27 protein-coding genes, 1 other RNA gene and 1 pseudogene are annotated in these 26,420 nt (G+C 34.4%); 22 read left to right on the top strand and 7 right to left on the bottom strand.

All coding sequences use genetic code 11. The annotated features are described in order from the left end of the window. Nucleotides 1-33: 33 nt before the first annotated feature. Nucleotides 34-432, bottom strand: a transfer-messenger RNA (tmRNA) gene (gene ssrA, locus G6R40_RS07620). A gap of 419 nt (nt 433-851) precedes the next feature. On the opposite strand from ssrA, the gene G6R40_RS07615 reads away from it, so the two are divergent. From G6R40_RS07615 to G6R40_RS07605, 3 genes are all read left to right on the top strand, one after another. Beyond that, nucleotides 852-1,826 (top strand): ribonucleotide-diphosphate reductase subunit beta, encoded by a 975-nt coding sequence (locus G6R40_RS07615; RefSeq protein ID WP_165133737.1) that lies wholly within the window; start codon nt 852-854, stop codon nt 1,824-1,826. 68 nt (nt 1,827-1,894) lie between these two features. Next, entirely contained in the window at nt 1,895-3,550 is a 1,656-nt protein-coding gene (locus G6R40_RS07610) for a ribonucleoside-diphosphate reductase subunit alpha (RefSeq protein WP_165137581.1), read from the top strand. 114 nt (nt 3,551-3,664) lie between these two features. Continuing rightward, on the top strand, nt 3,665-4,558 hold the full coding sequence (locus tag G6R40_RS07605; protein ID WP_165133734.1) for a DUF72 domain-containing protein: 894 nt from the start codon (nt 3,665-3,667) through the stop codon (nt 4,556-4,558). Between the two features lie 52 nt (nt 4,559-4,610). Here the strand turns inward: G6R40_RS07605 and G6R40_RS07600 are convergent, their stop codons facing one another. Continuing rightward, entirely contained in the window at nt 4,611-6,131 is a 1,521-nt protein-coding gene (locus G6R40_RS07600) for a trypsin-like peptidase domain-containing protein (protein WP_165133731.1), read from the bottom strand. A gap of 344 nt (nt 6,132-6,475) precedes the next feature. On the opposite strand from G6R40_RS07600, the gene G6R40_RS07595 reads away from it, so the two are divergent. The 4 genes from G6R40_RS07595 (at nt 6,476) to G6R40_RS07580 (ending at nt 8,988) form a co-directional block, all read left to right on the top strand. After that, entirely contained in the window at nt 6,476-7,771 is a 1,296-nt protein-coding gene (locus G6R40_RS07595) for a peptidase U32 family protein (protein ID WP_165133728.1), read from the top strand. Nucleotides 7,772-7,792: 21 nt separating this feature from the next. After that, nucleotides 7,793-8,023: a ferredoxin gene (locus G6R40_RS07590; RefSeq protein ID WP_165133725.1), complete on the top strand. Its 231-nt coding sequence runs from the start codon at nt 7,793-7,795 to the stop codon at nt 8,021-8,023. Continuing rightward, on the top strand, nt 8,024-8,596 hold the full coding sequence (locus tag G6R40_RS07585; RefSeq protein ID WP_165133722.1) for a 5-formyltetrahydrofolate cyclo-ligase: 573 nt from the start codon (nt 8,024-8,026) through the stop codon (nt 8,594-8,596). It begins immediately after the preceding gene. 176 nt (nt 8,597-8,772) lie between these two features. Next, nucleotides 8,773-8,988, top strand: coding sequence for a hypothetical protein (locus tag G6R40_RS07580; protein WP_165133719.1), 216 nt, complete (start codon nt 8,773-8,775; stop codon nt 8,986-8,988). A 55-nt stretch (nt 8,989-9,043) separates the two neighbouring features. On the opposite strand, the gene G6R40_RS07575 is transcribed toward G6R40_RS07580, so the two are convergent. Both G6R40_RS07575 and G6R40_RS07570 read right to left on the bottom strand, forming a co-directional pair. Beyond that, on the bottom strand, nt 9,044-9,673 hold the full coding sequence (locus G6R40_RS07575; RefSeq protein WP_165133716.1) for a hypothetical protein: 630 nt from the start codon (nt 9,671-9,673) through the stop codon (nt 9,044-9,046). Then, a complete protein-coding gene (locus G6R40_RS07570) occupies nt 9,663-10,841 on the bottom strand; it encodes a hypothetical protein (protein WP_165133713.1) in 1,179 nt (392 codons plus the stop codon). The genes G6R40_RS07575 and G6R40_RS07570 overlap by 11 nt, the downstream gene beginning before the upstream one ends. 182 nt (nt 10,842-11,023) lie before the next feature. Here G6R40_RS07570 and G6R40_RS07565 point away from each other — a divergent pair, with 182 nt between their 5' ends. Further along, a complete protein-coding gene (locus G6R40_RS07565) occupies nt 11,024-11,254 on the top strand; it encodes a hypothetical protein (RefSeq protein ID WP_165133711.1) in 231 nt (76 codons plus the stop codon). Nucleotides 11,255-11,305: 51 nt separating this feature from the next. Here the strand turns inward: G6R40_RS07565 and G6R40_RS07560 are convergent, their stop codons facing one another. Then, entirely contained in the window at nt 11,306-12,076 is a 771-nt protein-coding gene (locus G6R40_RS07560; RefSeq protein WP_165133709.1) for a TrmH family RNA methyltransferase, read from the bottom strand. 224 nt (nt 12,077-12,300) lie between these two features. On the opposite strand from G6R40_RS07560, the pseudogene lptB reads away from it, so the two are divergent. The 14 genes and pseudogenes from lptB to G6R40_RS07490 all read left to right on the top strand — a co-directional run. Next, a pseudogene (gene lptB / locus G6R40_RS07555) lies at nt 12,301-13,026 on the top strand (LPS export ABC transporter ATP-binding protein); the annotation flags it as partial. A 341-nt stretch (nt 13,027-13,367) separates the two neighbouring features. Next, nucleotides 13,368-13,991, top strand: coding sequence for a Crp/Fnr family transcriptional regulator (locus tag G6R40_RS07550; RefSeq protein WP_165133706.1), 624 nt, complete (start codon nt 13,368-13,370; stop codon nt 13,989-13,991). Nucleotides 13,992-14,203: 212 nt separating this feature from the next. After that, a complete protein-coding gene (locus G6R40_RS07545; protein ID WP_165133704.1) occupies nt 14,204-14,995 on the top strand; it encodes a sulfite exporter TauE/SafE family protein in 792 nt (263 codons plus the stop codon). Nucleotides 14,996-15,179: 184 nt separating this feature from the next. Next, nucleotides 15,180-16,589 (top strand): MBL fold metallo-hydrolase, encoded by a 1,410-nt coding sequence (locus G6R40_RS07540; RefSeq protein WP_165133702.1) that lies wholly within the window; start codon nt 15,180-15,182, stop codon nt 16,587-16,589. Continuing rightward, the gene (locus G6R40_RS07535) at nt 16,589-16,903 is read left to right on the top strand and encodes a rhodanese-like domain-containing protein (RefSeq protein WP_165133700.1); all 315 of its coding nucleotides are present in this window, start codon (nt 16,589-16,591) and stop codon (nt 16,901-16,903) included. Before G6R40_RS07540 ends, G6R40_RS07535 begins: the two co-directional genes overlap by 1 nt. A gap of 9 nt (nt 16,904-16,912) precedes the next feature. Next, entirely contained in the window at nt 16,913-17,551 is a 639-nt protein-coding gene (locus G6R40_RS07530) for a methyltransferase domain-containing protein (RefSeq protein WP_165133698.1), read from the top strand. Nucleotides 17,552-17,582: 31 nt separating this feature from the next. Then, a complete protein-coding gene (locus tag G6R40_RS07525; protein ID WP_165133696.1) occupies nt 17,583-17,792 on the top strand; it encodes a DUF6132 family protein in 210 nt (69 codons plus the stop codon). Nucleotides 17,793-17,802: 10 nt separating this feature from the next. Further along, nucleotides 17,803-18,366, top strand: a complete 564-nt coding sequence (locus G6R40_RS07520; protein ID WP_165133693.1) for a YeeE/YedE family protein — start codon at nt 17,803-17,805, stop codon at nt 18,364-18,366. An 89-nt stretch (nt 18,367-18,455) separates the two neighbouring features. After that, nucleotides 18,456-18,875: a DUF6691 family protein gene (locus G6R40_RS07515; RefSeq protein WP_165133690.1), complete on the top strand. Its 420-nt coding sequence runs from the start codon at nt 18,456-18,458 to the stop codon at nt 18,873-18,875. 259 nt (nt 18,876-19,134) lie between these two features. Further along, nucleotides 19,135-20,865 (top strand): ABC transporter ATP-binding protein, encoded by a 1,731-nt coding sequence (locus G6R40_RS07510; protein WP_165137578.1) that lies wholly within the window; start codon nt 19,135-19,137, stop codon nt 20,863-20,865. A 132-nt stretch (nt 20,866-20,997) separates the two neighbouring features. Beyond that, complete coding sequence (locus G6R40_RS07505; RefSeq protein ID WP_165133687.1) at nt 20,998-21,579, top strand: hypothetical protein; 582 nt, start codon at nt 20,998-21,000, stop codon at nt 21,577-21,579. Between the two features lie 42 nt (nt 21,580-21,621). Next, nucleotides 21,622-22,206, top strand: a complete 585-nt coding sequence (locus G6R40_RS07500; protein WP_165133684.1) for a cob(I)yrinic acid a,c-diamide adenosyltransferase — start codon at nt 21,622-21,624, stop codon at nt 22,204-22,206. Further along, complete coding sequence (locus G6R40_RS07495) at nt 22,207-22,821, top strand: thiamine diphosphokinase (protein WP_165133681.1); 615 nt, start codon at nt 22,207-22,209, stop codon at nt 22,819-22,821. It begins immediately after the preceding gene. 90 nt (nt 22,822-22,911) lie between these two features. Continuing rightward, nucleotides 22,912-24,303 carry an arginine decarboxylase gene (locus G6R40_RS07490; RefSeq protein WP_165133678.1) on the top strand — a complete coding sequence of 464 codons (1,392 nt, stop codon included), beginning with the start codon at nt 22,912-22,914 and terminating at the stop codon, nt 24,301-24,303. 35 nt (nt 24,304-24,338) lie between these two features. Here G6R40_RS07490 and G6R40_RS07485 read toward each other — a convergent pair whose 3' ends face one another. Together G6R40_RS07485 and G6R40_RS07480 are read right to left on the bottom strand one after the other, a co-directional pair. Next, complete coding sequence (locus G6R40_RS07485) at nt 24,339-25,001, bottom strand: HAD family hydrolase (protein WP_165133675.1); 663 nt, start codon at nt 24,999-25,001, stop codon at nt 24,339-24,341. A gap of 65 nt (nt 25,002-25,066) precedes the next feature. Next, nucleotides 25,067-26,419 (bottom strand): alpha/beta hydrolase family protein, encoded by a 1,353-nt coding sequence (locus G6R40_RS07480; RefSeq protein ID WP_165133672.1) that lies wholly within the window; start codon nt 26,417-26,419, stop codon nt 25,067-25,069. Nucleotide 26,420 lies beyond the last annotated feature (1 nt).

Here is a 26,420-nt window from a genome sequence, read left to right as displayed (position 1 = left end):
TAATTTTCGTAAATCATTGATTTACAGGTGCGATTGTGGAGTTGGAGGGATTCGAACCCTCGTCCAAACAAGCAATACATAGGCTTTCTACATGCTTATTCTGTTATTGGTTTTCGACCCAAAGCAGACAACAGACCGCCAACTTTGAGCTTATCTTCTAAAATTTTCGAGCTTTGGTCAAAGTGCCCAAAACCTTATTTCTGCATTCCTATGCCCCAAAATCCAACGCCGCAGAACAGAGCGATGGCGAGACATCTTGCTTCCTTACTATCTTCGGGAAAGCGCTTGTGCCTACTAAACTTCGGATTAAGCTGCAAGAGCGAACTCTTCGTTGCCAGTTAAAAATTTGTAGCAAGGGATTTAAGAGATCGCGCTACGGTTCTCTGCATGCTTACTTATGCATTGGTCTTGCTGTCGAAACCAGTCAACCCCATAAGTGTCTGCAAAGATACAAAAATTATATCGTGTTTTTTATTAACTGGGATAATCTACAGAATAGAAAAAGCTCTAAGTGGTTCTGTTTGTTTTTTAAATGCTGATAATTAGCCGTTTATGTTTGGATGTTTAAACTTGGATTGGTTGAAATGGAATAAAACAACAAGGAGGTTTGCTTAACCGCTTGTTAATCAGGTCTTGGCGAATTCTGTGGAAAACTTTTTAAAATATTAACATGCTTTTGGGACTTTTCGGGACTTTTCGATTTTTTTTTAGACTTTCCTTTTCTATTTTTGTGAGGCTGATTTATTTCAAAATCAAAACATTTAATCTCTTGAAATTGAAATAGGTAGTCGTTTTTAATCGATCTAAATTACATCACAAATAGTATAAAACGCGAATAAAAAGTAAAAATTATGGGCATTTTTGATAAAAGAGTAAGCTACAAACCGTTTGAGTATCCAGAGATTTTACAATTTGTGGAAGCTATTAACAAATCGTTTTGGGTGCATTCTGAAGTAGATTTTACGGCAGATGTGCAAGATTTTCATTCTCAGCTACAACCACATGAGAAGATGGCTGTAAAACATGCTCTTTTGGCTATTGCTCAAATTGAAGTTTCTGTTAAAACATTTTGGGGTAATCTTTACAACCATTTGCCAAAGCCAGAATTCAATGGATTGGGAGCAACGTTTGCTGAATGCGAATTCCGTCACTCCGAAGCTTATTCTAGATTGTTAGAAGTTTTGGGTTACAATGAGGAGTTTAATAAGGTTATTGAAATTCCAGCAATTCGTAAAAGAATTGATTTCCTTTCAAATGTTTTGAAACACGCTAATTCTACAACGCCCAAAGAATACGTTTCTTCATTGTTGTTGTTTTCGATCCTAATAGAAAATGTGTCTTTGTTTTCTCAGTTTGCGATTATTTTGTCGTTTACAAGGTTCAAAGGTTTTATGAAAAATGTATCCAACATTATTGCTTGGACGTCGGTGGACGAACAGATCCATGCCAATGCTGGTATTTATTTAATTAATAAAATCAGAGAAGAGCAACCAGACTTATTAAGCGATTCTGACATCGAAGATATTTATACTTTAGTGGATGAGTCTATCGCATTGGAAGCAGAGATTCTTGATTGGATTTTTATGAATGGCGAGCTGGACAACTTCTCAAAAGAAGATCTTCTTAACTTTATGAAATACCGTGTAGATGATTCTTTAAAGAAAATCGGAATGAAAACCCGTTACAATGTTTCTCCAGAACAATACAAGCCAATGGTATGGTTCGAAGAAGAGGTTTTTGCCAATTCTATGGACGACTTTTTTGCAAAAAGACCAGTTGATTATACAAAGCACGACAAATCGATTACAGCAAACGATTTGTTCTAAACTCAATTTTATTTTTTAATTTTAAATATAACATCACACCTTGTGATTCCCAATATAACCAATCTATGATGGACGAAAATATCGATATCTGGTGGCTCAACGAAGAGTCCGAGCAAATGCTTAACAGAGGCTATCTTCTTAAAGGAGAAACTGTAGAAGGTGCAATAGACCGTATTACAACGGCCGCAGCGAAAAGATTATTTAAGCCTGAATTGCAACCGGCTTTCAAAGAAATGATTGTCAAAGGTTGGATTAGCTTCTCATCTCCGGTGTGGGCCAATATGGGAACGCAAAGAGGATTGCCGATTTCGTGTTTTAACGTTCATATTCCTGATAGCATCGAAGGGATCACACACAAAATGGGTGAGGTTATCATGCAAACCAAAATCGGTGGTGGGACATCTGGTTATTTTGGAGAATTAAGAAATCGTGGAACAGCCGTGACAGACAACGGAAAATCTTCTGGAGCAGTATCGTTCATGAAGTTATTTGATACCGCGATGGATGTTGTGTCCCAAGGTGGCGTAAGACGCGGTGCTTTTGCAGCTTATCTTGATGTTGACCATGGTGATATTGAAGAATTTTTGTCGATTAAAGATATCGGAAGTCCCATTCAAAATCTATTTACAGGGATTTGTGTTCCAGATTATTGGATGCAAGATATGGTAGATGGCGATATGGAAAAACGTAAAATCTGGGCAAGAGTTTTGGAAAGCCGTCAACAAAAAGGTTTGCCATATATTTTCTTTACAGATAATGTTAACAGAAACAAACCTCAGGTCTATAAAGATGCAGGGTTGATGGTTAATGCAAGTAATCTTTGTTCGGAGATTATGTTGCCATCAACAACCAATGAATCTTTCATTTGCTGTCTTTCTTCCATGAATTTGGAATTGTATGACGAATGGAAAGATACCAATGCTGTTAAATTGGCTATCTATTTCCTCGACGCAGTTTTATCAGAATTTATTGAAAAAACCGAAGGTAACTATTACCTAACTTCTGCACGTAACTTCGCGATGCGACACCGTGCTTTAGGTTTAGGCGTTTTAGGCTACCATTCGTATTTACAAAAAAATATGATTCCGTTTGAAAGTTTTGAAGCAACACAATTCAATGCACGCGCTTTCAGACATATTAAAGAAGAAGCCGAACAAGCATCTCGTGAGTTAGCAAATATCTATGGCGAGTCAGATATGTTGAAAGGCTATGGCATGAGAAATACAACTTTGATGGCTATTGCGCCTACAACGTCCAGTTCTGCAATTTTGGGACAAACCTCGCCAGGTATTGAGCCATTCGCTTCCAACTATTATAAAGCTGGTTTGGCAAAAGGAAACTTCATGCGTAAGAACAAATATTTGGCTAAATTGTTAGAAGAAAAAGGTCTTGATAACGAAGAAACCTGGAGAAATGTTATGCTTAACCACGGCTCTGTACAACATCTGGAAGGTTTAACAGAAGATGAAAAAGCAGTCTTTAAAACCTTTAGAGAGATTTCTCCGATGGAGATTATTTCTCAGGCAGCGCAAAGACAACAATATATTGACCAAGCGCAATCGCTTAACTTGCAGATACCGTCAACAATGCCTGTTAAAGATGTTAACTATTTGATGATTGAAGCTTGGAAAAAAGGTGTTAAAACCCTATACTATCAAAGAAGTTCTTCGGTTTCTAAAGAACTGATGGTCAACTTCGTTTCATGTTCTTCTTGCGAAGCTTAAACGATAATAAATAATTGATATAAAAGCCATGGATTTTTCTATGGCTTTTTTATTTTAGATTTAAAAATGAAATAAAACAATTTTTTCTAACTTTAAACTTTAAATTGTATTAAAATGAAATTCGGACAAGTTGAAGATCCTTCAAAAATAGATTTCAGTTTACCAACTGATCATCCACAAACTAAAACGATTTTAAATCTAAATAAATCTGGTCTAATAGACATCGAAATTGGATGCGCCAAATGGAACAAAACCGACCTAAAAGGCTTTTACCCAAAAGGAACAAAAGACGAATTAAGCTATTATTCTACACAATTTAATTCGATTGAGCTGAATGCAACGTTCTACGGAATGCCTTCGCTTGAGCAAGTCGTAACATGGAAAGACAAAACACCAGACGATTTTAAATTTTTTCCAAAAATTACCAATACCGTTTCGCACTTTCGACGACTGAAAGACGTCACAGAGCCTGTAACGCAGTTTGTAACGTCCGTTATGAATTTTGATGAAAAGTTGGGAATGGTTTTTTTACAATTGCACGATAATTTTAAACCTAAAGATTACGATCGGTTAGAAAAATTTGTCAAAGATTGGCCTCGTGATGTGCCTTTGGCTATCGAACTCCGAAATACAGAATGGTTTACAGACGAAGAGGTTTTTAACCAAACTTGTGAGCTTTTTGAAAAATATAATATTACAAATATTATTGTTGATACAGCGGGACGACGCGATATGTTGCACATGCGATTGACTACGCCCGTTGCCTTTATACGCTATGTTGGTGCCAATGCAGAAAGCGATTATAAAAGACTCGACGATTGGTTGACGCGTTTGACAATTTGGAAAGAACAAGGTTTAGAACATTTGTATTTTTTCGTACACCAAAACATTGAAAAAGCCTCACCTTTGTTATCTGTACATTTTATTGAGAAATTAAATAAAACTTGGGGCGAAAACCTCCATATTCCGCAAATGGCTACGGAGCCATCGAAATTGACTTTGTTTTAAATAAAAGAAGCAGCTCAACCGAGCTGCTTTTCTTTTTATGACTCATATTTTATTATGGCATTTTGAATCCTCTTGTGGTAATTCTGCCATATTCGTCAACATACTTTACTTGGACATTTCCTTTATAATCGTTAAGGATTTTTTCTACATCTTTTTGACTGTTAACAGGTTTGCCATTTATTTCGATAATGATATAATTATCTACCACGCCAATTTTGTCCATTTCACTATTTTCAACAACATTTCTTGCGATAACGCCACTGTTTAGTCCGTAGTTGGTTTTAATTCGGTCACTTAATGGGTCAAAGTCGCTACCAATTTTTTCTGTCACGCTAAGGTCGGCTTTGCTTCTTGCTGAAGTATTTCCCTTTTGATCCTTAAGAACTACCGTAGTCGTAGTCGCTTTACCATTTCTTGTATAGGTAAGTGCAACTTTGTCGCCAGGACGTTTGCTGCCAATTACGAATGACAAATCTGCGTAGCTATTGATGTCTGTATTATCTATTTTCGTAATAACATCTCCAATTCTTATTCCTGCATCGCCCGCGCCACTATTATCACTAACTTCTCGTACATAGACACCATTTCCTGTTTTTAAATTGGCTTTTTTCTCTTGATTGTATGCCATAACTTGGTTGTCGTTGGATAGATCAAGTGTACCAACACCTAAGAAGCCTCTTTGCACCAAACCAAACTTCTTAATATCTTCAACAATTTTTCTTGCTAAATTAGAAGGAACTGCAAAACCATAACCCTCGTAGTAGCCAGTATTGGATGAGATAGCGGTATTAATACCAATAAGGTCACCACTTACGTTAACCAAAGCCCCGCCACTGTTACCTGGATTAATAGCAGCATCCGTTTGGATAAAACTTTCAATTGGTGTTCTCGATTGTTGGCTAAGAAGATCGATACTTCTACCTTTTGCTGAAATAATCCCAGCTGTTACCGTTGAGTTAAGTCCCAGCGGATTACCAACAGCTAAAACCCATTGCCCAACTTCTACCGCATCAGAATTTGCGAAATTAAGATAAGGTAAGCCTTTTTCTTCAATTTTTAATAATGCTATATCTGTGTTAGGATCTGTTCCTACAAGATTTGCGATATATGATTTTTTATTGCTTAATACAACTTCAAGTTTATTAGCACCTGCAATAACGTGATTGTTAGAAATGATATAACCATCAGGTGAGATAATAACGCCAGAACCTAAACCAGAAGGCATGTTTTTAGGTGTTTGTTGACGTTGCTGTGGTTGACCACCGCGACCAAATGGGTTACCGAAAAAGAAATCGAATAAATCTTTGTCTGGTGCTCTTTGTGCGGATCTGTCAGAATAATTTTTTATGGTAACAACTGCGGGAACGGTAGTTTTGGAAGCTTTTACAAAGTCGTCACCTACAGCCGCCGAATTCATGCCTACGAAGTTAGCTTTCGGACTTGATTTTGTGAAATAAGAGAAATCTTCTCCTGAGTTTTGCGGATCGAAATATTTAATAGCTCCAAAAGTAGTAGCTCCAGATAAAACACCCACAACAGCTAATGGCATTAGTTTTTTTAAAGTATTCTTCATTTTATATCTCTTTTTTTTTATTTTGATTATTGTCTAACAAATTTAATGCTAAATAAGTATAAACTAAAAACTTAGTGTTACATATTTAACAAAATTTAACCATTATTAAATATAAATTAATAAATATTGACTGATTTTAAGAGTTTTTTAAACTGTTTTAAAGTCTTTTTATAATACTATCCTAACTTCTATTCATTATGTAATAGGAAATTTTGTCAATATTTGTTCAGCAATATGAAATCTTGTCATAGAAACGGTGATTGTAAACGAACAAAACTATCAATTGGGAATTATTTTAATCAAGAATAAATTAATTACCTTTGCAAAAATTTATTGATAATAAAATGACAAAAACAGGAAGAATAGAACTAATGTCTCCCGCAGGAGATTTTACTTCGTTACAAGCGGCGATTGACAATGGGGCAGATTCTGTTTATTTCGGAGTAGAGCAGCTTAATATGCGTGCTCGCGCTTCCATGAATTTTACAATTGACGATCTTCCAGAGATTGCAAAACGTTGTGAAGAAAAAGGTGTTAGAACTTATTTGACGCTCAACACAATTATATATGATCATGATTTGTCAATCATAAAAACACTCCTAGACAAAGCCAAAGCAGCCAATCTTACAGCAGTAATTGCTATGGACCAAGCAGTGATTGCTTATGCCAGACAAATCGGTATGGAAGTGCATATCTCGACGCAGATTAATGTAACCAACATTGAAACGGTTAAGTTTTATGCTTTGTTTGCAGATACAATGGTGATGAGCCGTGAGCTAAGTATTAGCCAAATTAAAAAAATCTGTAGCCAAATTGAAAAAGAACAGGTTAAAGGACCTTCTGGTAATTTGGTAGAAGTTGAAATCTTTGGTCATGGTGCTTTATGTATGGCGGTTTCAGGAAAGTGCTATTTAAGCCTTCATTCTCACAACTCATCAGCAAATAGAGGTGCGTGCAAGCAAAATTGTCGTAAAAAATATACTGTAATCGATCAAGATTCTGGTTTCGAAATCGAATTGGATAACGAATATATGATGTCGCCAAAAGATCTTTGTACCATCGGATTTTTAGACCAAATTACAGATGCTGGGGTTAAAGTTTTGAAGGTTGAAGGACGTGGACGTGCTCCAGAATATGTTGCGATGGTAACCAAATGTTATCGTGAAGCAATCGATAGTGTTGCGGAAGGTACTTTCTCTCAAGAAAAAGTTGCGGAATGGATGAAGCAATTAGAAACGGTTTATAACCGCGGTTTCTGGTCTGGATATTATCTTGGTCAAGAGTTAGGAGAGTGGTCTGCTAATTCTGGTTCTAGTGCGACACAGAAAAAAGTCTATATCGGAAAAGGAAGACACTATTATCCAAAATCCGAGATTGCTGAATTTTTAATCGAAGCTTATGATTTAGCTGAAGGCGATACCGTTTTGATCCAAGGCCCAACGACAGGTTCACAAGAGATGGTAATAGAAGGTCTCAAAGTAGATGCTAAAGATGATGCTACAAAAGCGACAAAATCAGACGTTGTAACTTTTAAAACCGACTTTAGAGTTCGTCCTTCTGATAAACTTTATAAAGTTGTTAAGGTTGAAGAGCCAGGCACTCAGCAGAATAATGTAGAAGAAGGTGTTTATTCTCATTAATTTTAAATTTATTCAGAGTTAATGGTTATTGTAACATTGCAAAGAGATAAGTGTATCGGCTGTAATTATTGTGCAGAGTTTGCACCAGACTATTTTAGAATGTCTAAAAAAGATGGGAAATCTGTGCTTCTTAAATCCATAGAGAAAAAAGGGTTTTTTACAATAAAAACACCATCTCCAGACGCTTTTGAATCTTGTGATAAAGCAGCAAAAGCTTGTCCGGTTAATATAATTTCAGTTAAAGAAATTTAGATGGATACTATTTTTCAACAAAAATCAGTTTTAAGAGAAAAATATTTAGAAAAAAGAATGACCTTGTCAAAAGACGAGGTTTTTCTATTTTCTAAAGAAATCTTTGACACTTTTATTTCTAATTTTGAAATTAAAGCAAATTCTAAAATCCATTGCTTCTTGCCCATTGTTTCGAAAAATGAGATAGATACCAGCTTTTTCTTTGATTATTGCTTCAAACATAATATTAGAATTTTTGTTCCAAAAGTCGTCGGTGATAAAATTATTTCTATTGAAATCAATCCAGATTCTGAATTTAAAATAAGCAAATGGAATATCCAAGAGCCTGTAAGCAATCTGGATTATGGAGAAATTGAGTTTGATATTTGCATCACGCCGTTGGTCTACTGTGATCCGTTAGGAAATAGAATTGGTTACGGAAAAGGATTTTATGATAAGTTTTTTGAGGAAAATAAAGTTATTTCAAAAATTGGTCTTTCTTTTTATAAGCCAGTTGAGTGTGTTGATAATGTTTTTAAAACAGATGTTCGGCTAGATTATTTAATAACTCCTAATTATTTTTTTGTATTTTAAAAGTTTCGATTTGTTTTAATTCATTGTAAATCAGTGTTTAAATTTGTAAAATAGATTACAAAAACATTACAAGCGAATTATTTTATTCATAGTTTTTAGTGTTATAAATTTGGAATGTTCAAAATGAAAGAACGAAACACAGATTTTATATATTAATAATTAAAAAACCATTTATTATGAAAAAAGTATTTTTCGCAGTAGCTATCGCTTCATTAGCAGTAGTATCTTGTAAGAAAGCAGAAACAGTTGATACAAAAGTTGATTCAGTAGCTACAGATATGGATTCTTTATCTAAAGAAGTTGATACTGCTGTTGCAAAAGTTGATTCGGTTCAGGCGAAAGTTGACTCTGTAAAAACTGAAGTTAAAGAAGCTGTTGAGGCGGTTAAATAATCATCCGAAACTAAATTATTAAATAAAGCCACCGAGTCTCGGTGGCTTTATTGTTTTATTTTCCAGAAGATGCTTTAGGTAAATTTGTTGTTGTTGGTGGTATGATAATCGTTTTTATGCTATCTTCTTTTTTATTCAATTCATCATAAAAATTCTTGAAATAGAACTTAAATTCGTTATTTGCTTTTGTGGGAACCGATTTTAAGACATATTGTGCGTCACGTTCGTAACTTCCTATGAATAATTTTTTATTATTAAAATACTCAACATTGAATTTTGCAATGTCAAAAGTGTCTTTGCCAACTATTTGCCGCTGAATGCTTAATTTGTTGATGTTGGCGTAGCGTACTTTTAGACTATCCAGATCTTTGAAAAGAGGTTTCAATTGCAAGGAATCGGGCTTCAAAAAGTAACTTTGCATTTGTGCATAGATTACAGAATCTATTTCAGTGTCCTTATTTCCTGAGATATAAAGCGTGGAAAGATCCAAGAGATCTTGTATCTTTTGCTTTGTAATGGTGTTAATCGCTTGTGCACTATCCATTTTTATGGAAGGGATAGTATTGCGGTTATTTTTATATTTAACATCGTTGATAGTCGTGTCGCCTTCGTATTTTTTGTTACAAGACGCCATAGAAACTATTGCAATTGCAACGAATAATCCGTGTAGTAGTTTACTTTTCATTGGTAGAAATTTTAAAGCGGATAAGTACAATTTTTCCATTTTTCATCTGTGTGTCAATCACATTCAGGTTTTCCAAAGCAGTTGTTGGTAAGGTTACAAGGCTAATGTATTTTTGTTTGTCAAGTCGCTCTACGCCATATGTTTCGTTGTCATAAACCTGGGTTATTTGAGCGTTATCACTAATTAATTGATTGAGTTGCTCTCTTTTCTTTTTGAAATCTTTAATAGAACGAGAATAATAGTACAACAGAATGGCGTAATCATTCGGTTTTAGTTCAATATTTTCGTTGCTTGGTGCTGTTTCTAGATTGCGTTTTATTGTATCTGTTTTGTAAAATGGCGACGATACAATCATGGTTAAAGTTTTACTTTTGGTGCTGTATCTAAAAGGTTCATTCGGCTTAACACGAATGAGAATTGGAGATTCGTTTTCATTTAAGATTTTAACATCCAATTCGTCTTTAATTAAGGTGTTTCTATCCGAATCGATAAAGCTATACGTAAAATCATTAATTAACCATTGATCTCTAAAAATTAAAAATAAAATTAAAAGACTTAATACACTGGTTATCAAATACCAGATATTTCTTTTAAAAAAATTAGAGTTGTTAATCTGTTTTTTTTCTTTTGTTGTTTGATTATCAGTGCTGTTTATTTGTAAAATATTATTTATTTCTTCTTTTAGAATGTCCTTTTTTTCTATTGAGATTAGTTGTTCTTGTTCGGCTTCAGGTTCTAAAGTATTTAATATTTTTGGAACTGTATTTTCTATAGAATTTGTTAGAGGTAAGTCCTGTTCCGTAGATGTATTATCATTTACTAGAGCCTTTTCCTCAAAAATAACTTCTTGTTGGATAGATTCTTTAGGAAGTTCAATAGGTTTTAATTTTTTATAATTAAACCAAGATTCATAACCTGCGTAATTTGATAACAAATTTAGCATGTCAATTCTCGGCAATTTCTTTACAGGAGCCGTTTTGAAGTAAGTGTAAAAAGATTTTTCGCTGATGTTGCCTTTAGCATATTTTCGCAAATCTTCTTGGAAGTAGATAATATCTATTCCTTTCCATTTGCTAATATCAGCTTGAGAAGGGGTGTGATTTTCTAAATACTTAGTTTCTACCTCCTTTTTTAGCTGTTCAAAGTATAAAATTTCTAAATTGTCCAATATTTGAAAAATTTATAATTACCTGTATTACAGTAATGTTTATTTGTAAAACTATTTTACAAAGATATTACAATTAATTTTCTAACACAAATATTTTTCTCACCATACCTTTGTCCTGTTCAAATTGAAAGAACAGAAAAGAATTCATTTAAAATAACAAACAAAATTAAATTTAATTTATTATGAAAAAGTCATTATTTGTAGCTGCTATCGCTGCTGTTGCTCTTGTAGCTTGTAAAAAAACTGAAAACGTAGACGCTGCTAACACTGATTCTGCTGCTGCTATGGTTGACTCTGCTGCTGCAACTGTTGATTCTGCTGCTGCTACAGTTGATTCTGCTGCTGCAACTGTTGATTCTGCTGCTGCTAAAGTACAAGATGCTGCTGCTGAAGTTAAAGAAGCTACAAAATAATTAAAAATTATTTGTAAATGAAAACCGTTTCGAATTTCGAAACGGTTTTTTTTATTTCCTTTTTTGTCTTAAAGCTTCATAGCAAGTTATTGCCACGGCATTGCTTAAGTTTAAAGAATCTATACTGCCGACCATAGGAATTAAGGTGTTTTTTCCTTTGTCTTTCCAATAATCACTCAGGCCCGAATGTTCGGTCCCAAATAATACAGCACTTTTTACCGTCATATTTCTAGACGCTAAATCCTTGGCGCCATCTGACATGAAAGTGGTATAGATCTCGAAATCTTCCTTTTGCAAAAATTCGTAGGCTTCTGCATTGGTTACCGCGCAAAAATTCATTCCAAAAAGACAACCAACACTACTTCTGATAACATTCGGATTAAAAAAATCAACTTTAGGATCTGTAACAATTAATGCGTCAATGCCAAAAGCTTCGCAGCTTCTTAAAATAGCTCCTAGATTTCCAGGCTTTTCAATGCTTTCCAGAATAATAACTGTTGAGTTGTCTTTTATTTTTAAAGAATCGATATTCAGTTCTTTATTTTTGTAAACCCCAATTATACCTTCTGTTGTCCCGCGATAAGCCAACTTTTCATAGACAGCATTACTTACAAAATGGATCGGTTCGCAAGGATTTGTTCCTCCAAAAATTTGAGGTGCGATATAAAACTCAATCGCTTCATAACCAAATTGCAAAGCACGTTCGTTCTCTTGTTGTCCTTCCACCACAAAAATTCCCGCTTTTTTTCGATCACTATTTTTAGTCAGCCAACGGCTTATTTTCTTTATTTTTTCGTTTTGAAAACTTTCAATAATCTGCATTTCAGCAATTTTTCAGCAAATTACGGTAATATTTTTAGCTTTTTCCAAATTTTGATAGCTTTTCAGGAGCTATTCCCGCTTTCACTACTCGCTATCTCGAGCCAGCTCTTTTGCCTTTCTTTCGAGATGAGCTCAGACATACCGTTCAATCGGGGCTAAAAAATTCAACACCGAAGTCCTTTATAGAAAGTTATTTAGATTCAAAAAATATTTATCTTTGTTGTATGATTCTACGAGGAGAAAATTTAATTAAAGAATACGGACCTAAAAAGGTGGTAAAAGGTGTTTCGGTACAGGTTCAACAAGGTGAGATTGTAGGTTTGTTGGGACCCAATGGAGCAGGTAAAACTACTTCTTTCTATATGATTGTTGGATTGGTGAAGCCTACTTCTGGTAAAATTTTCCTCGATAATAAAGAAATCACCAGCGATGCCATGTATCGCAGAGCTCAAAAAGGAATCGGATATTTGGCTCAGGAAGCTTCTGTGTTTAGAAAATTGTCTGTGGAAGATAACATTTTAGGAGTTCTACAATTGACAAAGCTTTCCAAAAAACAACAGCAGATGAAATGTGATGAGTTGATTGAAGAGTTTTCTTTAGAACATGTTCGGAAAAACCGTGGCGATTTGCTTTCTGGAGGTGAAAGACGTAGAACAGAAATTGCCCGTTGTTTAGCAACAAGTCCGAATTTTATCCTTCTAGATGAGCCTTTTGCGGGGGTTGACCCGATTGCGGTGGAAGATATTCAGAAAATTGTGAGAAGTTTGGTGGACAAAAATATTGGAATCTTAATTACCGACCACAATGTGCAGCAAACTTTAGCGATTACCAATAAAACCTACATTATGTTCGAAGGGAAAATCTTAAAAGAAGGTCTTCCGGAAGATTTAGCGAATGATCCACAAGTTCGTGAAGCCTATTTGGGTGAAAACTTCGTTTATCAGAAAATTGAAGATAAACCAAAATCAAAACATTGGGTGTATAATATCTGGGCTGGAGATTTTGATTCAAAAATAGAATTTCAATCTTATGCAGATGATACTTTCCAAAATACAAGCGATTTAAAACTTCTTCATGGTTTTGAGGATATCAGTTTTGCTTCTTTGGCCAATTCTGAAATCGAACATATTTTTGCTGAAGTGGTGGACAAAAACGCACACAATTCTTTCATCCTCCAAAAAATAGAATTGCGACCTAATAGAAATTTGGACGAAATTAAAAACCAAGCCGAAAAACTTTCCAGTCAGAAAATGAAGTTTCTAACATCGTTTGATACTAAAACAATATAAAAATGGAAAGCCCAGAATTAAAACAAGAATTTCAGTCCACACCGGAACTTCTAGAAAAATTATATGAATACAGCATGATAAAAAACTATCAGGCTGGAGATATTATTGTGGACGAAAATTCTCAAATACGATCGATTCCTATTGTCACAAAAGGTGCTATGAAAGTGGTGCGTACTGAGGAAGATGGTCGAGAAATACTTTTGTACTATATTAAAGCTGGCGAATCTTGCATTATGTCTTTTTTGGGTGGTTTACACAACGAAACCAGTAAAGTGAAAGCTGAAATAGAGGAAGATGCCGAAATACTTTTTCTTCCAGTAACCAGAGTTTCAGAGTTTATAAAAGATCATCCAGAATGGTTGGATTATATTTTTAAATTGTATCATAAACGTTTCGAAGAACTTCTTGGAATCATCAACGAAATTGCTTTTAAAAAAGTGGACGAACGATTATTAAACCTCCTCGAAAAGAAAGCTGAACTCACACAATCTAATAGCCTCAACGTTACTCACGAACAACTTGCTAACGAGTTGGGAACTGCGCGTGTAGTGGTTTCTCGCCTTCTGAAGCAACTCGAAGAAAACGGTGAAGTACAACTTGGACGCAACAAAATTACTTTGCTTTAGGAGAATCAAGAGCCAAGAACCAAGAGTCAAGAACCAAGAGTCAAGAATCAAGAAATTAGTTTTCTTGAACTTCGTTCGTAAAAATTCAGCCGATATTCAGACTTACAACTTATTACTAAAAACCAAAAACCATCAACCAAAAAATCCTTTTGTAACAAAAGTAGCTGTGCATCTCTTTTGATTTGCTGAATTTTGCATTACAAAACAAGAGAATGGAGATAGCAGGATTTTTAGCATCAATTTTAATAGGAATTTCTTTAGGATTAATCGGCGGTGGCGGAAGTATTCTTACGGTTCCTGTATTGGTGTATCTTTTTCATGTAGACGCTGTTTTGGCCACTACTTATTCGCTTTTTGTAGTGGGAGCAACCAGTTTTGTGGGGTCAACCACTTATTTCAAAAATAAATTAATAGATTTTAAAACGGTTTTTGCATTTGGTATCCCTTCAATAATTGGAGTGTATATTTCCAGACAGCAAATTTTACCTCATATTCCAGACGTACTTTTCAACATTGGTGGTTTTGAAGTCACCAAAAGTAATTTTTTAATGCTTGTTTTTGCGGTTTTAATGTTGATGGCTGCATTTAAAATGATAAAAAAAGATACAAAACCAAATAATACCTCTCATCAAAATTACAATTATCCATTGGTGGTTTTTCAAGGTTTTTTGGTAGGAATTATAACAGGATTTGTAGGTGCGGGTGGCGGATTTTTAATTATTCCAGCTTTGGTAAGTTTACTGAAAACTCCTATGAAGAAAGCCATCGGAACATCTTTACTGATTATCGCTATTAATTCTGCGTTCGGTTTTGTAACCTCTTATGCACACTTTGGAGAAGTCAATTGGAAGTTTTTATTGAGCATTACCACAATGGCAATTATAGGAATTTTAATAGGAAGCCGACTTTCCAGAAATATTGATGGTAAAAAACTAAAACCCGCTTTTGGTTGGTTTGTCCTTGTGATGGGCATTTTTGTCATCGTAAAAGAAATGTTTTTTTAATCGATTAGAAGTTTTGAATTAGTTTCGTCTAAAGTCTAAAGTCTAAAGTCTAAAGTCTAAAGTCTAAAGTCTAAAGTCTAAAATCTAATTTCTAACCTCTAACTTCTAAAAAACTCCTAATGTAACAAAAGTAACTGTGCAGGAATTTATTTATCAAGAACTTTGTACAACTAAAATAAAGAATATGAAAATAGAACAAATTTATACAGGATGTTTAGCTCAGGGAGCTTATTATATTGTTTCAAATGGTGAAGCTGCGATTGTAGATCCGCTTCGTGAAACGCAATCTTATACAGATAGACTAGCAAAAGATAATGTTCGTTTAAAATATATTTTCGAAACCCATTTTCACGCAGATTTTGTGAGTGGACACGTAGATTTAAGTAAAAAGACAGGTGCGGCAATTGTTTACGGACCAACAGCCAACCCAGATTTTGAAGCTATTATCGCAGAAGATGAACAAATTTTCGAAATTGGAAATATCAAAATTAAAGTGCTTCATACACCTGGACATACTTTGGAAAGTACCACCTATCTTTTGATCGATGAAAACGGAAAAGAAACTGCAATTTTCTCTGGAGATACATTGTTTTTAGGAGATGTTGGTCGTCCAGACTTGGCTCAGAAAGCTGCAAACATGACACAAGAAGATTTGGCGGGAATGCTTTACGACAGTTTACAAAATAAAATTATGCCTTTAGCGGATGACGTTACGGTGTATCCTGCTCATGGCGCGGGTTCGGCTTGTGGTAAAAATATGCAGAAAGAAACGGTGGATATTTTAGGAAACCAAAAGAAAACCAATTATGCCCTTAATCAACCTAATAAAGAAGCGTTTATAAAAGCTGTTACAGATGGTTTGTTGCCGCCTCCCGCTTATTTTGGGATGAATGTAGCGATGAACAAGCAGGGTTATCAAAATTTTGATGAGGTTCTTAATAATGGTTTGAGAGCGCTTTCTGTAACGGAATTTGAGGAGGTTGTAGAAAATTCAGAAGCCTTAATTTTAGACGTTCGTTCGGCTGCAGATTTCGCAAAAGGCTATATTCCTCAATCTGTAAATATCGGTCTTAAAGGCGATTTTGCACCTTGGGTAGGCGCTTTGATAAAAGATGTTAAACAACCTATTTTGTTGATTACAGATCTTGGTGATGAAGAAGAAACCGTTACCAGATTGAGCCGAGTTGGTTTCGATCATACTTTAGGATTTTTAGAGGGAGGTTTTGAAACTTGGAAAAATTCAGGGAAAGAAATTGATACCGTGAACAGAATTTCTGCAACGCAATTTAAAACTGAGTTTAATGAAAATGTAAAAGTAATAGACGTTCGTAAAGAAAGCGAATACGAAGCTGAACACGTAGAAAACGCTTACAGAAGACCTTTGGCGTATATTAATGACTGGATTGGAGAGGTGAAAGCTGATGAACATTTCTACATACATTGTGCGGGTGGATACAGAAGTATGATGGCTGCAAGTATTTTGAAAGCGCGTGGTTATCATAATTTTTCTGAAGTTGAAGGTGGTTTCAATGCCATTTCAAAAACAGATGTTCCCAAAACTGAATTTGTTTGTCAATCTAAAATAATGTCATAATGTTCGGATTTTTAAAAAAACTTTTTGGCTCCGAAGATTCGGAAAGACTAGTCGAAGTTATCAATAACGGAGCTACTTTAATAGATGTTCGCTCTAAAGGTGAATTTGCTTCTGGAAGTGTAAAAAATGCGGTGAATATTCCGTTGAATGAAATTTCTTCTAAAGTAAAATCATTAAAAAATAAGGAAAATATTGTTGTATTTTGCAGAAGTGGAATGCGCAGCAAACAAGCGCAATCTATTTTAAAACAAGCCGGAATTACCAATGTTTTTAATGGCGGTTCTTTGCAAAATATGAAAAACATTACCCGTTAAAAGTGAAAAATGAATACAGAAGACCATAACAAAACAGATATGCAATGTTGCGTTACGCAATGCGATCTTCCTTTGGATAAAAATTATTGGGAAACGCGTTGGGAAAATCGCGAAACTTCTTGGGATATTGGTTACGCATCGCCCGCAATTACCGATTATATGGACAAAGTTGAGGATAAAAATATCTCGATTTTAATTCCAGGTTGCGGAAATGCTTATGAAGCTGAATATCTTTTAAAAAACGGATTTCAGGATATTACGTTAATTGATATTGCACCAAAAGCGGTGGAAATTCTTCAAAGTAAATTCCGAAATGATCCTCAAATAAAAGTTTTGTTAGGCGATTTTTTCGAACATAAAGGTGAGTATGATTTAATGCTGGAACAAACTTTTTTCTGTGCTATTCCGCCATTAATGAGAAAAGATTACGCTAAAAAAGCTGCCGAACTTTTGCAACCAAAAGGTAAAATTGTAGGCGTCATGTTCGATACCACTTTCAAGAAACAAGGTCCGCCGTTTGGTGGTTGTCCATGTGAGTACAAACCGATTTTCGAACCTTATTTTGAGATTAAAAAAATGGAAGAATGTTACAATTCTATCCCTCCAAGAAAAGGGTCAGAAGTTTTTGTAGAACTCGTTGTAAAATAATTCTGTCCCATTAACTCCAAATTGAAACAATATGAATACTTTTTTTCAAAACAATAAAATTGTCATTTTAGGCGCTGTTGTTGGTGCTATTGCAGGATTTCTGTATTGGAATTTTATAGGATGTAGCACAGGAAGTTGCGCTATTACATCAAAACCTTTTAACAGCAGTATTTATGGTGCTTTTATGGGAGGTGTATTTTTTTCAATGTTTAAAAAAGATAAAAATAAAATTAAAGAATAAATTATAAAAAATGTTAGAACTTATCAAGCAACCTTGGCCATGGTATGTTGCGGGGCCACTCATTGGTCTTACGGTGCCTATATTACTTATTTTAGCCAATAAAACCTTCGGAATTTCTTCGTCTTTAAGACACATTTGTGCGTCTTGTGCACCAGCGAATATTCCGTTTTTTAAATACAATTGGAAGAGTGAAATCTGGAATTTAGTTTTCGTTATCGGAATTTTAATTGGTGGATTTGTCGCTTTCAATTTTCTTTCTAATGGACAAGCTGTTGCTGTAAATCCTGATCTTCAAACTGAATTGGCGGGCTACGGAATTACAGATTTTTCGAGCATTATTCCAGCCGATTTTATGAATTGGGAAACTTTATTTTCTTTGAAAGGTTTTTTCCTTTTCGTGGTGGGAGGTTTCTTGGTAGGCTTCGGAACGCGTTACGCAGGAGGTTGTACAAGTGGACATTCCATTATGGGATTGGCAAATTTACAATGGCCTTCTTTGGTGGCAACTATTTGCTTTATGTTGGGCGGATTTATCGTTGCTAATTTTGTAATGCCTTGGATTTTGTCTTTGTAGAGTTGAGGTTTTAGAATCAAGAGCCAAGAGTCAAGATTTAAGTTAACTTTAAAATAAAGTCTTGAATCTATTAATTTTAAAAATAAAAAATGAAAACAATAGATTATATAAAGTTTTTAATAGCCGGAATATTTTTCGGAATCGTTATTACAAAAGCGGAGCTCATCAGTTGGTTCCGAATTCAAGAAATGTTCCGTTTACAATCTTTCCACATGTACGGTGTTATCGGAAGTGCCGTGGTTACTGGGATGATTTCAGTTTGGTTGATTAAGAAATTCAAAATAAAATCTTTGGATGGCGAACCGATAAAAATCGCTGATAAAAAATTCAATAAAGGTCAAATTTACGGAGGTTTAATCTTCGGATTTGGTTGGGCGATTACAGGTGCTTGCCCAGGACCATTGTTTGCACAAATAGGAACGGGTGCTTTGGTGGTAAGTGTTACCTTATTGTCAGCAATCCTCGGAACTTGGGTGTACGGGAAATTCAGAGAGAAACTTCCACATTAGGAATCAAGAATCAAGAGTCAAGAATCGAGAATCAAGAATCAAGAATTAAGATTCAAGAGCCAAGAGCCAAGAATCAAGATATAAGAGCAAAGATGAGTGAAAACAAAATCTTTGCTCTTTCTTTTTGTTCTCTATTCGGTTTATCTTTTTTTCCTAAATTTAAGGTTCGCGAAAGAATATGAAAAATCCTTTTAACAGAACTATCACCATTTTTGGAATTTTTAAACAGCTCAAACCTTTCATTAAGCCTTATCGTTTAATGATTTTTTGGACGTTGCTTCTCACTTTATTGGGCGCTTTGGCAGCACAGGTGAACCCAATTGTTCTTAAATATACGGTGGATGAGGTTCAGAAATTAATAGATTTACCAAATCCGATGCAAGAAGGGATTCATGTGTTAATCGTCGTCACCATTATTCTTTTGGTGAAAGAAATCGCTAATATTTTCATCAATTTTGGACAAAAATTTTACGGTGAAAAAATCCGAATTAATGTAAGTTCAGAATTGGCTCAACGCGCAATTGATAAAATTTTAACCTATAAAGTTGCTTATTTTAATGATGAAAACCACGAATCTGGAAAACTTCAAACCCGCATCGACAGAGGAATTGAGAGTTTAACAAAATTGGTTCAGAATTTTTTCATCGATATTTTGCCCTTGTTTACGACTTCCATTATCGCTTTGGTGGTGATGTATATGCAAAATGTGTATGTGGGATTGGTTTCCACAATTGTTGTTCCGATTTACTTTTGGGTGAGCAATATGCAAGCAAAAAAACTCTCTGGCGTTCGTCGTCAGCTTAGAAATCAACGTGAGGAAAAGACCTCTGGACTTTTAAATCTCATTAATTCTATTTTGGTGATTAAAAGTTTTGTCCGTGAAAAATTTGAAGGTAAAAAACAATACGATTTGCAGATGCAACTTATGGAAAGTCAGTTGTACACGCGTAAAACCAACTTTTTTTATGATGGTTTAAAAACTTTTATCGAACAAATTGGTGTGGTTTTAATCATATTGTTAACGGTGTATTTGGTGCTCGATCAGCAAATGACGATTGGCGCAATTATGCTTCACATCATGCTTTTTAACAACGTTTCTTCGCCTATTCGTCAGTTGCACAGGATTTATGATGATATGAACGATGCCATGATTTATGCCGAAGGTTATTTTGATATTTTAAATGCGGATGAAGAAGCAGAACCCAGCGGCAGTTTTGTGGAAAAAGAAATTAAAGGTGAGTTTAAACTTCAAAATGTTAATTTCACTTACCCCAACGGTACGCAAGCTCTTCTTGATGTCGATATGCTGATAGAAGCTGGAAAAACCACTGCTTTGGTCGGACTTTCAGGCGCAGGAAAATCGAGTATTATTAATTTGTTGTGCAAATTTTATCTTCCAGATTCGGGTAATATTCATTTAGATGGGGTAAATCTTAATGAATATGACAATACTTTTTTGAGAGGTGATTTAGGATTGGTGCTTCAGAAAAATCATATTTTTAAAGGAAGCATCGAAGATAACATTCGTTACGGCGATATGAATGCGAGTTTTGAAGAAGTTGAAGAAGCTGCAAAAAAAGCCTATTTGCATGAACAAATTCTGGATTTGCCAACGGCCTATCAACATGATGCAACGCAACTTTCTGGCGGTCAACAACAGCGAATTGCGATTGCAAGATTATTCCTGAAAAATCCACCCATTATTTTCTTGGACGAACCCACTGCGAGTTTGGACGCGATTGCTACGGAACAAATTAAGAACTCATTAGATGCCATAAAAGCAGGGAGAACGGTGGTTATTATTTCTCATTCTTTATCTCAAATTATCGATTCGGATAGGATTTATGTAATGAAAAAAGGTCGCGTTGTGGAAAACGGAACACATGACGAATTATACCATCAGGAGGGCGTTTACAAAGAAATTTTTGATGCTTCGGCAAGAAGTTTAAACCTCGATTTATTGGTGAAAACTTTTAAAGAAGAAGATTGATTTTTTGAAATATTCAAAATATTTTATTTTCAATATTTAGCTTGAATTTTATTTTGTGGTTTACAAATTGAAGCTAAATGCTAAATAAATCTTGGCAGGTAAATTGTTGCGATAAAAAGTTAAATTTTTGAAATGAAAAATTACGTTATTATACTATCAACATTATTTTTAGTCTCTTGCAATAAAGTTGAAGAAAAGATTAATGAAAGCATCGACAAAGCTACAGAAACAGCTAAGCAAAAAACGCAGGAAGTTGTTCAAAATACTTTAAACGAAACCATTAATACCTCTATTAATTCTATTACTAAAGCCGAAGATGTTCAGTTTGAGCAGATTTTTTCTGGAGCAGAGCCTCATTTAATTACAGAATTTAAGGGCAAAAAAATAAAATTTCCGAACGGAAGTCCGGCCTATTTCTTAAAATACAAAGCAGACAAAGCAGCTTTATTACAACTTATGGCGGCTCAACCTACAACCGATGAGGTAAAATCCGATAAAGAAGCAAGAAAAATTGATGGTAAAAAATTTATAGATCAATTTAGTTTTTTTGAAAAATTTATTCCCGAAGGCACTTTTGATTCTAATTTTTTAAATGAAGTAAAAACAGATCATTCTATTGAGTTCTACAAAATCAACCGATTACCTAATAAGTCTACCATTATTGTAAATCCTAAAACAGGAGTTATTTATCAATTTATGGAAGTTGCCTCTTAAAATCATTTAAAAATATTAATTTTAGACTTTAAAATTACAGCAATGACATTCAAAGTATATACAAAAACGGGCGACAAAGGCGAAACAGGACTTTACGGTGGAACAAGAATTTCCAAAGCTTCGGCAAGGGTAGAATCTTACGGAAATATTGATGAACTCAATGCTTTTATTGGCGTTGCAAAATCTTACGTGCATGATATTCCTGTTTTGGAACAACTGCGAAAAATTCAGTTTGATTTGTTTACGGTAGGTTCCGAAGCTGCAACACCTAGCGATAAATTGTTTTTAGCCAACGGAAAATCACGATTATCTCTAATCATCTCTGAATCGGAAATCGAAGAATTAGAACATTGGATAGATGCTTTTGAAGAAGAACTGGAGCCTTTACAATATTTTATTTTACCAGGCGGTGGAAAAGCAGCAACACATTTTCATGTCGCAAGAACCGTTTGCAGAAGAGCCGAAAGAAGTCTTGTTTTCTTAAACGAAACCGAAGAAGTTCGTCCAGAATTGATAAAATATTTGAACCGACTTTCCGACTATCTTTTTGTATTGGCAAGATACATTTCAAAAATCGAGAATGAGCCAGAAGAATATTGGATTCCTAACGAAAGAGCACCGAAATAAATGAACAAAGCTTTGCTCTTTATAAACGGTGAACCGCCTAAAAATTTGCCCGAGTTTTTTAGTTATAAACTTATTGCATGTACGGATGGCGCGTTGGATTATCTTTTAAAATTTGATTCAGAAATTGTTTCTAAACTCGATTTTATCTCGGGAGATTTTGATTCGCACGAACGTCTGGATTTTGTTAATGAAAAATTTATCCTTACTCCCGATCAAAACAAAACAGATTTCCAGAAATCCTTAGAAATAATTTTAGAAAAAGGGATTCCTAATGTAGATGTTTATGGTGCGAGTGGTGGAGAGATGGATCATTTTCTGGGCAATCTAAGTGTTGCCGATTTTATGAGAACAAAAATGGAAATTCGTTTTTTTGATGAGTTTTCGAGTTATTATTTTATTCCAAAAAACTTTAATATTTCTGGTGTAAAAGACAAAATAATTTCACTTTTTCCGTTCCCAAAAGCAGAAAGCATAACAACACAGGGTTTGAAATGGCCACTTTATAAAGAAGATCTGAAAATGGGTGAACGCGTAGGCACAAGAAATATTGCTGAAAATGATGAAGTTGTCATCCAATATGCAAAAGGAAACTTATTAATTTTCATAGGACAATAAGTTTGTCATAAAATATATTAAAAGGTGCATTTAGCATCTTTTTTTATTTAATTTTGCAGATGTATAATTTGTAAAATCAGGATTTAAGAAATGAAAATAAAATATTCGGAGTTAATTGACCAGACTCTTTATTTTCCAACACAAGAATTCAATGTTGAGGAGAATAAATTGACCTTCCACGATATTCCTTTAATGGACGTTGTTGAACAATACGGAACCCCTTTAAAACTCAATTATCTTCCGAAAATTTCTCACAATATCCAACGTGCCAAATCTTGGTTCAGAGAAGCTTTTGAAAAGCATGGATACGAAAAAAATTACCGATATTGTTATTGTACAAAATCAAGCCATTTTGCTTTCGTTTTGGAAGAAGCTATTAAAAATGATATTTCTATCGAAACCTCTTCGGCTTTTGATATGGACATCGTTAAAAGTCTCCATACAAAAGGAAAAGTAGATAAAAATATCGAAGTAATTTGTAATGGTTTTAAAACCGATGATTATTTAATGAAAATTTCGGAAATGATCAATTCTGGTTTTGAAAATATTACACCCATTTTGGACAATTATCGTGAGCTTGATAAGCTGACAGAAAGCATTGATACAACTTTTAACATCGGAATTCGTATCGCTTCTGAGGAAGAACCGAAATTCGAATTTTATACCTCTCGTTTAGGAATTGGGTATCGTGATATTATCCCATATTATAGTCAGAAGATAGCGGATCACCCTAATGCAAGACTAAAAATGTTACATTTCTTCATTAATACAGGTATAAAAGATACCGCCTATTATTGGAACGAATTGTACAAATGTCTTCGCGTGTACGCACGTTTGAAAAAAATTGCGCCAGAAGTAGACTCTTTAAATATTGGTGGAGGTTTCCCAATAAAAACCTCTCTTAATTTTGATTACGATTATCAATATATGATTGATGAGATTGTTTCTCAAATTAAAAAATTCTGTGATGAAGAAGGCGTGGAAGCACCAAATATCTACACCGAATTTGGTAGTTTTACTGTTGGGGAAAGCGGTGCTACACTTTATCGTGTGATTTCTCAGAAGCGTCAAAACGATAGAGAAAAATGGAATATGATTGACTCGTCATTTATGACAACATTGCCAGATACTTGGGCAATTTCTCGTCACTTTATCATGTTGCCACTTAACCGTTGGGACGATACTTATGAAAGGGTGTTTTTAGGAGGCTTAACTTGTGATTCAGATGACTATTATAACTCTGAACAGCATACCAATGCCATTTATCTTCCTGTCTATAACGACACAAGGCCATTATATATTGGGTTTTTCCATACGGGCGCGTACCAAGATACCATTAGTGGTTATGGCGGTGTTCACCATTGTTTAATTCCACAACCGAAACATATCCTGATCGATCAAGATGAAGAAGGTAATTTTATATACAAAGTCTTTCAGGAAGAGCAACAACCTCAAGATATACTGAAACTTTTAGGTTATTAAAAAGTAGTATAAGCTGGATACTCTTCCAGCTTTTTTTAATTAAAATATTGAGAAATTTTTTCCAATTCCAAATCTTTAAAATCGGCAACCAAAATATTGGCTAGAGCATAATCTTGTTGTAAAGTATGTTCGCTTTTATAAGCGGCGCAGAAAATTTCAGCTCTGTGAGAAGCTAAAATACCATTAGTAGAATCCTCAATTACCATGCAGTTTTCAATAGGTTCATTGGCAATGCTGGCTGCTTTTAAAAATATTTCGGGATTGGGTTTCGATTCTTTTAGTTCTGCACCACTAATTTTTCCGATAAAATAGGGATCTAATTCAAACTTTTCAAAAACCATTTCAATAGTTATGCTACTTGCTGAAGAAGCCAAAACCAATTTAATATCATTATCAAAATAATGTTGAATTAATTTTTTTACTCCTGGAATTAAATCAAATTCAGGGTCATTGTCGAACAAAACTTTGAAAATATCGCGTTTCTTTTTTATCAAATCATATTTATCAGCTTGGATGTTAAAACGCTCGATAAGTTCTAGACAAACGCTATCTGTTGTGCGACCTGTAAAAGTGCTGAACAATGCATCATCTACGGTCATATTGTAATAATCAAACATCCCAAAATAAGCCTTGCGATGCAGTGGCTCGGTATCCACAATAACACCATCCATATCGAATAAAACAGCTTTTAAAGGCATTTTTTTAATTTTTTGCAAAGATAAGGAAAGAAAAAACCTTTTCAAATTTTGAAAAGGCTTTATCGTTATTTTAAATTTAAAATCCACTCACTCATTATGTCTAAAACTTTCGGTGAGAATGTTTCTTCAATTTGTGAATATTCGTTGGGACTTCCGGTTTTTGCAGTTTGAAATAAATGGTTAGCACCTAAGATTTCTTTAGTTTTGAAATTCTTGTTTTTTGCTTTTATTAAAGCTGTTTTTATAGCGTCAAGATTAGGCTTTGCTGCAACTTGTGTATCAAGATTTCCATTAAGAGCCAATACTGGTATTTTAATTTTAGACCAATTTTCCGAAGGTTTATATTGAATAAAATACAACATCCAAGGCATTGTGAGTTCTAAGTAAGCTTTCTTTTCTTGTTCTGAAATTCCTGATAGTTTTATAGTTAAGAAATTATCAAAATCAGATTTAATGTTTTTTCCATTATAAGTAGCCAGATAATCGAACATTAACTTTTTATTGCTCAAATCCTTTTTGATAATGTCTTCTGGAAGTTGCATTTGTTTTAAAATATCTTCATTTTGCTGATACATCAATTCATTTATTGGAACTCCTGGACCCGCCAATGAAATGATAAATTTGACATTTGGATTTTTAACTGCAACCATTGGTGCAATCATTCCACCTTCGCTGTGACCAACAAGTCCAATGTTTTTATAAGCTTTTTTTACTAAAAAATCTACAGCTGCACCAATATCCTCTGCATAATTCGTTGAAGTATCATTGATATTTCCTTCGCTGGAACTGCCAACTCCACGGTCATCTAGTCTTAAAGTTCCAATTCCTTTTTTCGCAAAATCATCAGCAATAACAGCAAAAGGCTTATGTCCGAATAGTTCTTCATCTCTATTTTGTTTTCCAGAACCAGTTATTAAAACAACGATAGGGAAGTTTTTTTTGTCTTTTGGGAGGATTAAAGTCCCTGCTAAAATATTTTTATCATTTGGGTTTACAAAACTTACTTCTTCCATAGGATAATCAAATGGAGGTTTTGGAGTTTGTGGACGGTTAAAAACAGAAGTGTTTTTAGTGTCAAATGGTGTTAATATAAGATCAAAACTCAATCCACTTTGCATAAACTTCCCATAGATTTTATTGTCTTTTAAAATTCCTAAATACGTAATGCCTAGGTTTTCTGCATTAATATTAAGTTGTTTACCAATAAAACTTGCTTTTTGTATTGGGATATCTTTTGCTCCTTGCATTGGGCTGTCCATAGTAGCTTTTAGATTGTCTGGACTTCCTGTTAGATTGAAAATTAAGGTTAATTTTTGTCCAGAAAATTCAATTTCCCCTTTCCAGCTACCAATAATATTTTGGGCATTTATAAAAAACACCGTCAATAAAAATGCTAATATTAAAAATTGTTGTTTCATA

This window comes from Chryseobacterium sp. POL2, assembly GCF_011058315.1.
Taxonomy (GTDB): Bacteria; Bacteroidota; Bacteroidia; order Flavobacteriales; family Weeksellaceae; genus Soonwooa.
Note: the sequence above shows the minus strand (reverse complement) of the source record. Positions and strands in the feature narration are given on the sequence as shown.

Coding starts and splice junctions, on each gene's coding strand:
- G6R40_RS07600 (WP_165133731.1), bottom strand. CDS start 6,131: ATGAAGAATACTTTAAAAAAACTAATGCCATTAGCTGTTGTGGGTGTT.
- G6R40_RS07515 (WP_165133690.1), top strand. CDS start 18,456: ATGAAAACAATAGATTATATAAAGTTTTTAATAGCCGGAATATTTTTC.
- G6R40_RS07510 (WP_165137578.1), top strand. CDS start 19,135: ATGATTTTTTGGACGTTGCTTCTCACTTTATTGGGCGCTTTGGCAGCA.
- G6R40_RS07550 (WP_165133706.1), top strand. CDS start 13,368: ATGGAAAGCCCAGAATTAAAACAAGAATTTCAGTCCACACCGGAACTT.
- G6R40_RS07590 (WP_165133725.1), top strand. CDS start 7,793: ATGGTTATTGTAACATTGCAAAGAGATAAGTGTATCGGCTGTAATTAT.
- G6R40_RS07485 (WP_165133675.1), bottom strand. CDS start 25,001: ATGCCTTTAAAAGCTGTTTTATTCGATATGGATGGTGTTATTGTGGAT.
- G6R40_RS07500 (WP_165133684.1), top strand. CDS start 21,622: ATGACATTCAAAGTATATACAAAAACGGGCGACAAAGGCGAAACAGGA.
- G6R40_RS07575 (WP_165133716.1), bottom strand. CDS start 9,673: ATGAAAAGTAAACTACTACACGGATTATTCGTTGCAATTGCAATAGTT.
- G6R40_RS07495 (WP_165133681.1), top strand. CDS start 22,207: ATGAACAAAGCTTTGCTCTTTATAAACGGTGAACCGCCTAAAAATTTG.
- G6R40_RS07520 (WP_165133693.1), top strand. CDS start 17,803: ATGTTAGAACTTATCAAGCAACCTTGGCCATGGTATGTTGCGGGGCCA.
- G6R40_RS07525 (WP_165133696.1), top strand. CDS start 17,583: ATGAATACTTTTTTTCAAAACAATAAAATTGTCATTTTAGGCGCTGTT.
- G6R40_RS07565 (WP_165133711.1), top strand. CDS start 11,024: ATGAAAAAGTCATTATTTGTAGCTGCTATCGCTGCTGTTGCTCTTGTA.
- G6R40_RS07610 (WP_165137581.1), top strand. CDS start 1,895: ATGGACGAAAATATCGATATCTGGTGGCTCAACGAAGAGTCCGAGCAA.
- G6R40_RS07560 (WP_165133709.1), bottom strand. CDS start 12,076: ATGCAGATTATTGAAAGTTTTCAAAACGAAAAAATAAAGAAAATAAGC.
- G6R40_RS07535 (WP_165133700.1), top strand. CDS start 16,589: ATGTTCGGATTTTTAAAAAAACTTTTTGGCTCCGAAGATTCGGAAAGA.
- G6R40_RS07615 (WP_165133737.1), top strand. CDS start 852: ATGGGCATTTTTGATAAAAGAGTAAGCTACAAACCGTTTGAGTATCCA.
- G6R40_RS07480 (WP_165133672.1), bottom strand. CDS start 26,419: ATGAAACAACAATTTTTAATATTAGCATTTTTATTGACGGTGTTTTTT.
- G6R40_RS07505 (WP_165133687.1), top strand. CDS start 20,998: ATGAAAAATTACGTTATTATACTATCAACATTATTTTTAGTCTCTTGC.
- G6R40_RS07530 (WP_165133698.1), top strand. CDS start 16,913: ATGAATACAGAAGACCATAACAAAACAGATATGCAATGTTGCGTTACG.
- G6R40_RS07580 (WP_165133719.1), top strand. CDS start 8,773: ATGAAAAAAGTATTTTTCGCAGTAGCTATCGCTTCATTAGCAGTAGTA.
- G6R40_RS07605 (WP_165133734.1), top strand. CDS start 3,665: ATGAAATTCGGACAAGTTGAAGATCCTTCAAAAATAGATTTCAGTTTA.
- G6R40_RS07595 (WP_165133728.1), top strand. CDS start 6,476: ATGACAAAAACAGGAAGAATAGAACTAATGTCTCCCGCAGGAGATTTT.
- G6R40_RS07585 (WP_165133722.1), top strand. CDS start 8,024: ATGGATACTATTTTTCAACAAAAATCAGTTTTAAGAGAAAAATATTTA.
- G6R40_RS07490 (WP_165133678.1), top strand. CDS start 22,912: ATGAAAATAAAATATTCGGAGTTAATTGACCAGACTCTTTATTTTCCA.
- G6R40_RS07540 (WP_165133702.1), top strand. CDS start 15,180: ATGAAAATAGAACAAATTTATACAGGATGTTTAGCTCAGGGAGCTTAT.
- G6R40_RS07545 (WP_165133704.1), top strand. CDS start 14,204: ATGGAGATAGCAGGATTTTTAGCATCAATTTTAATAGGAATTTCTTTA.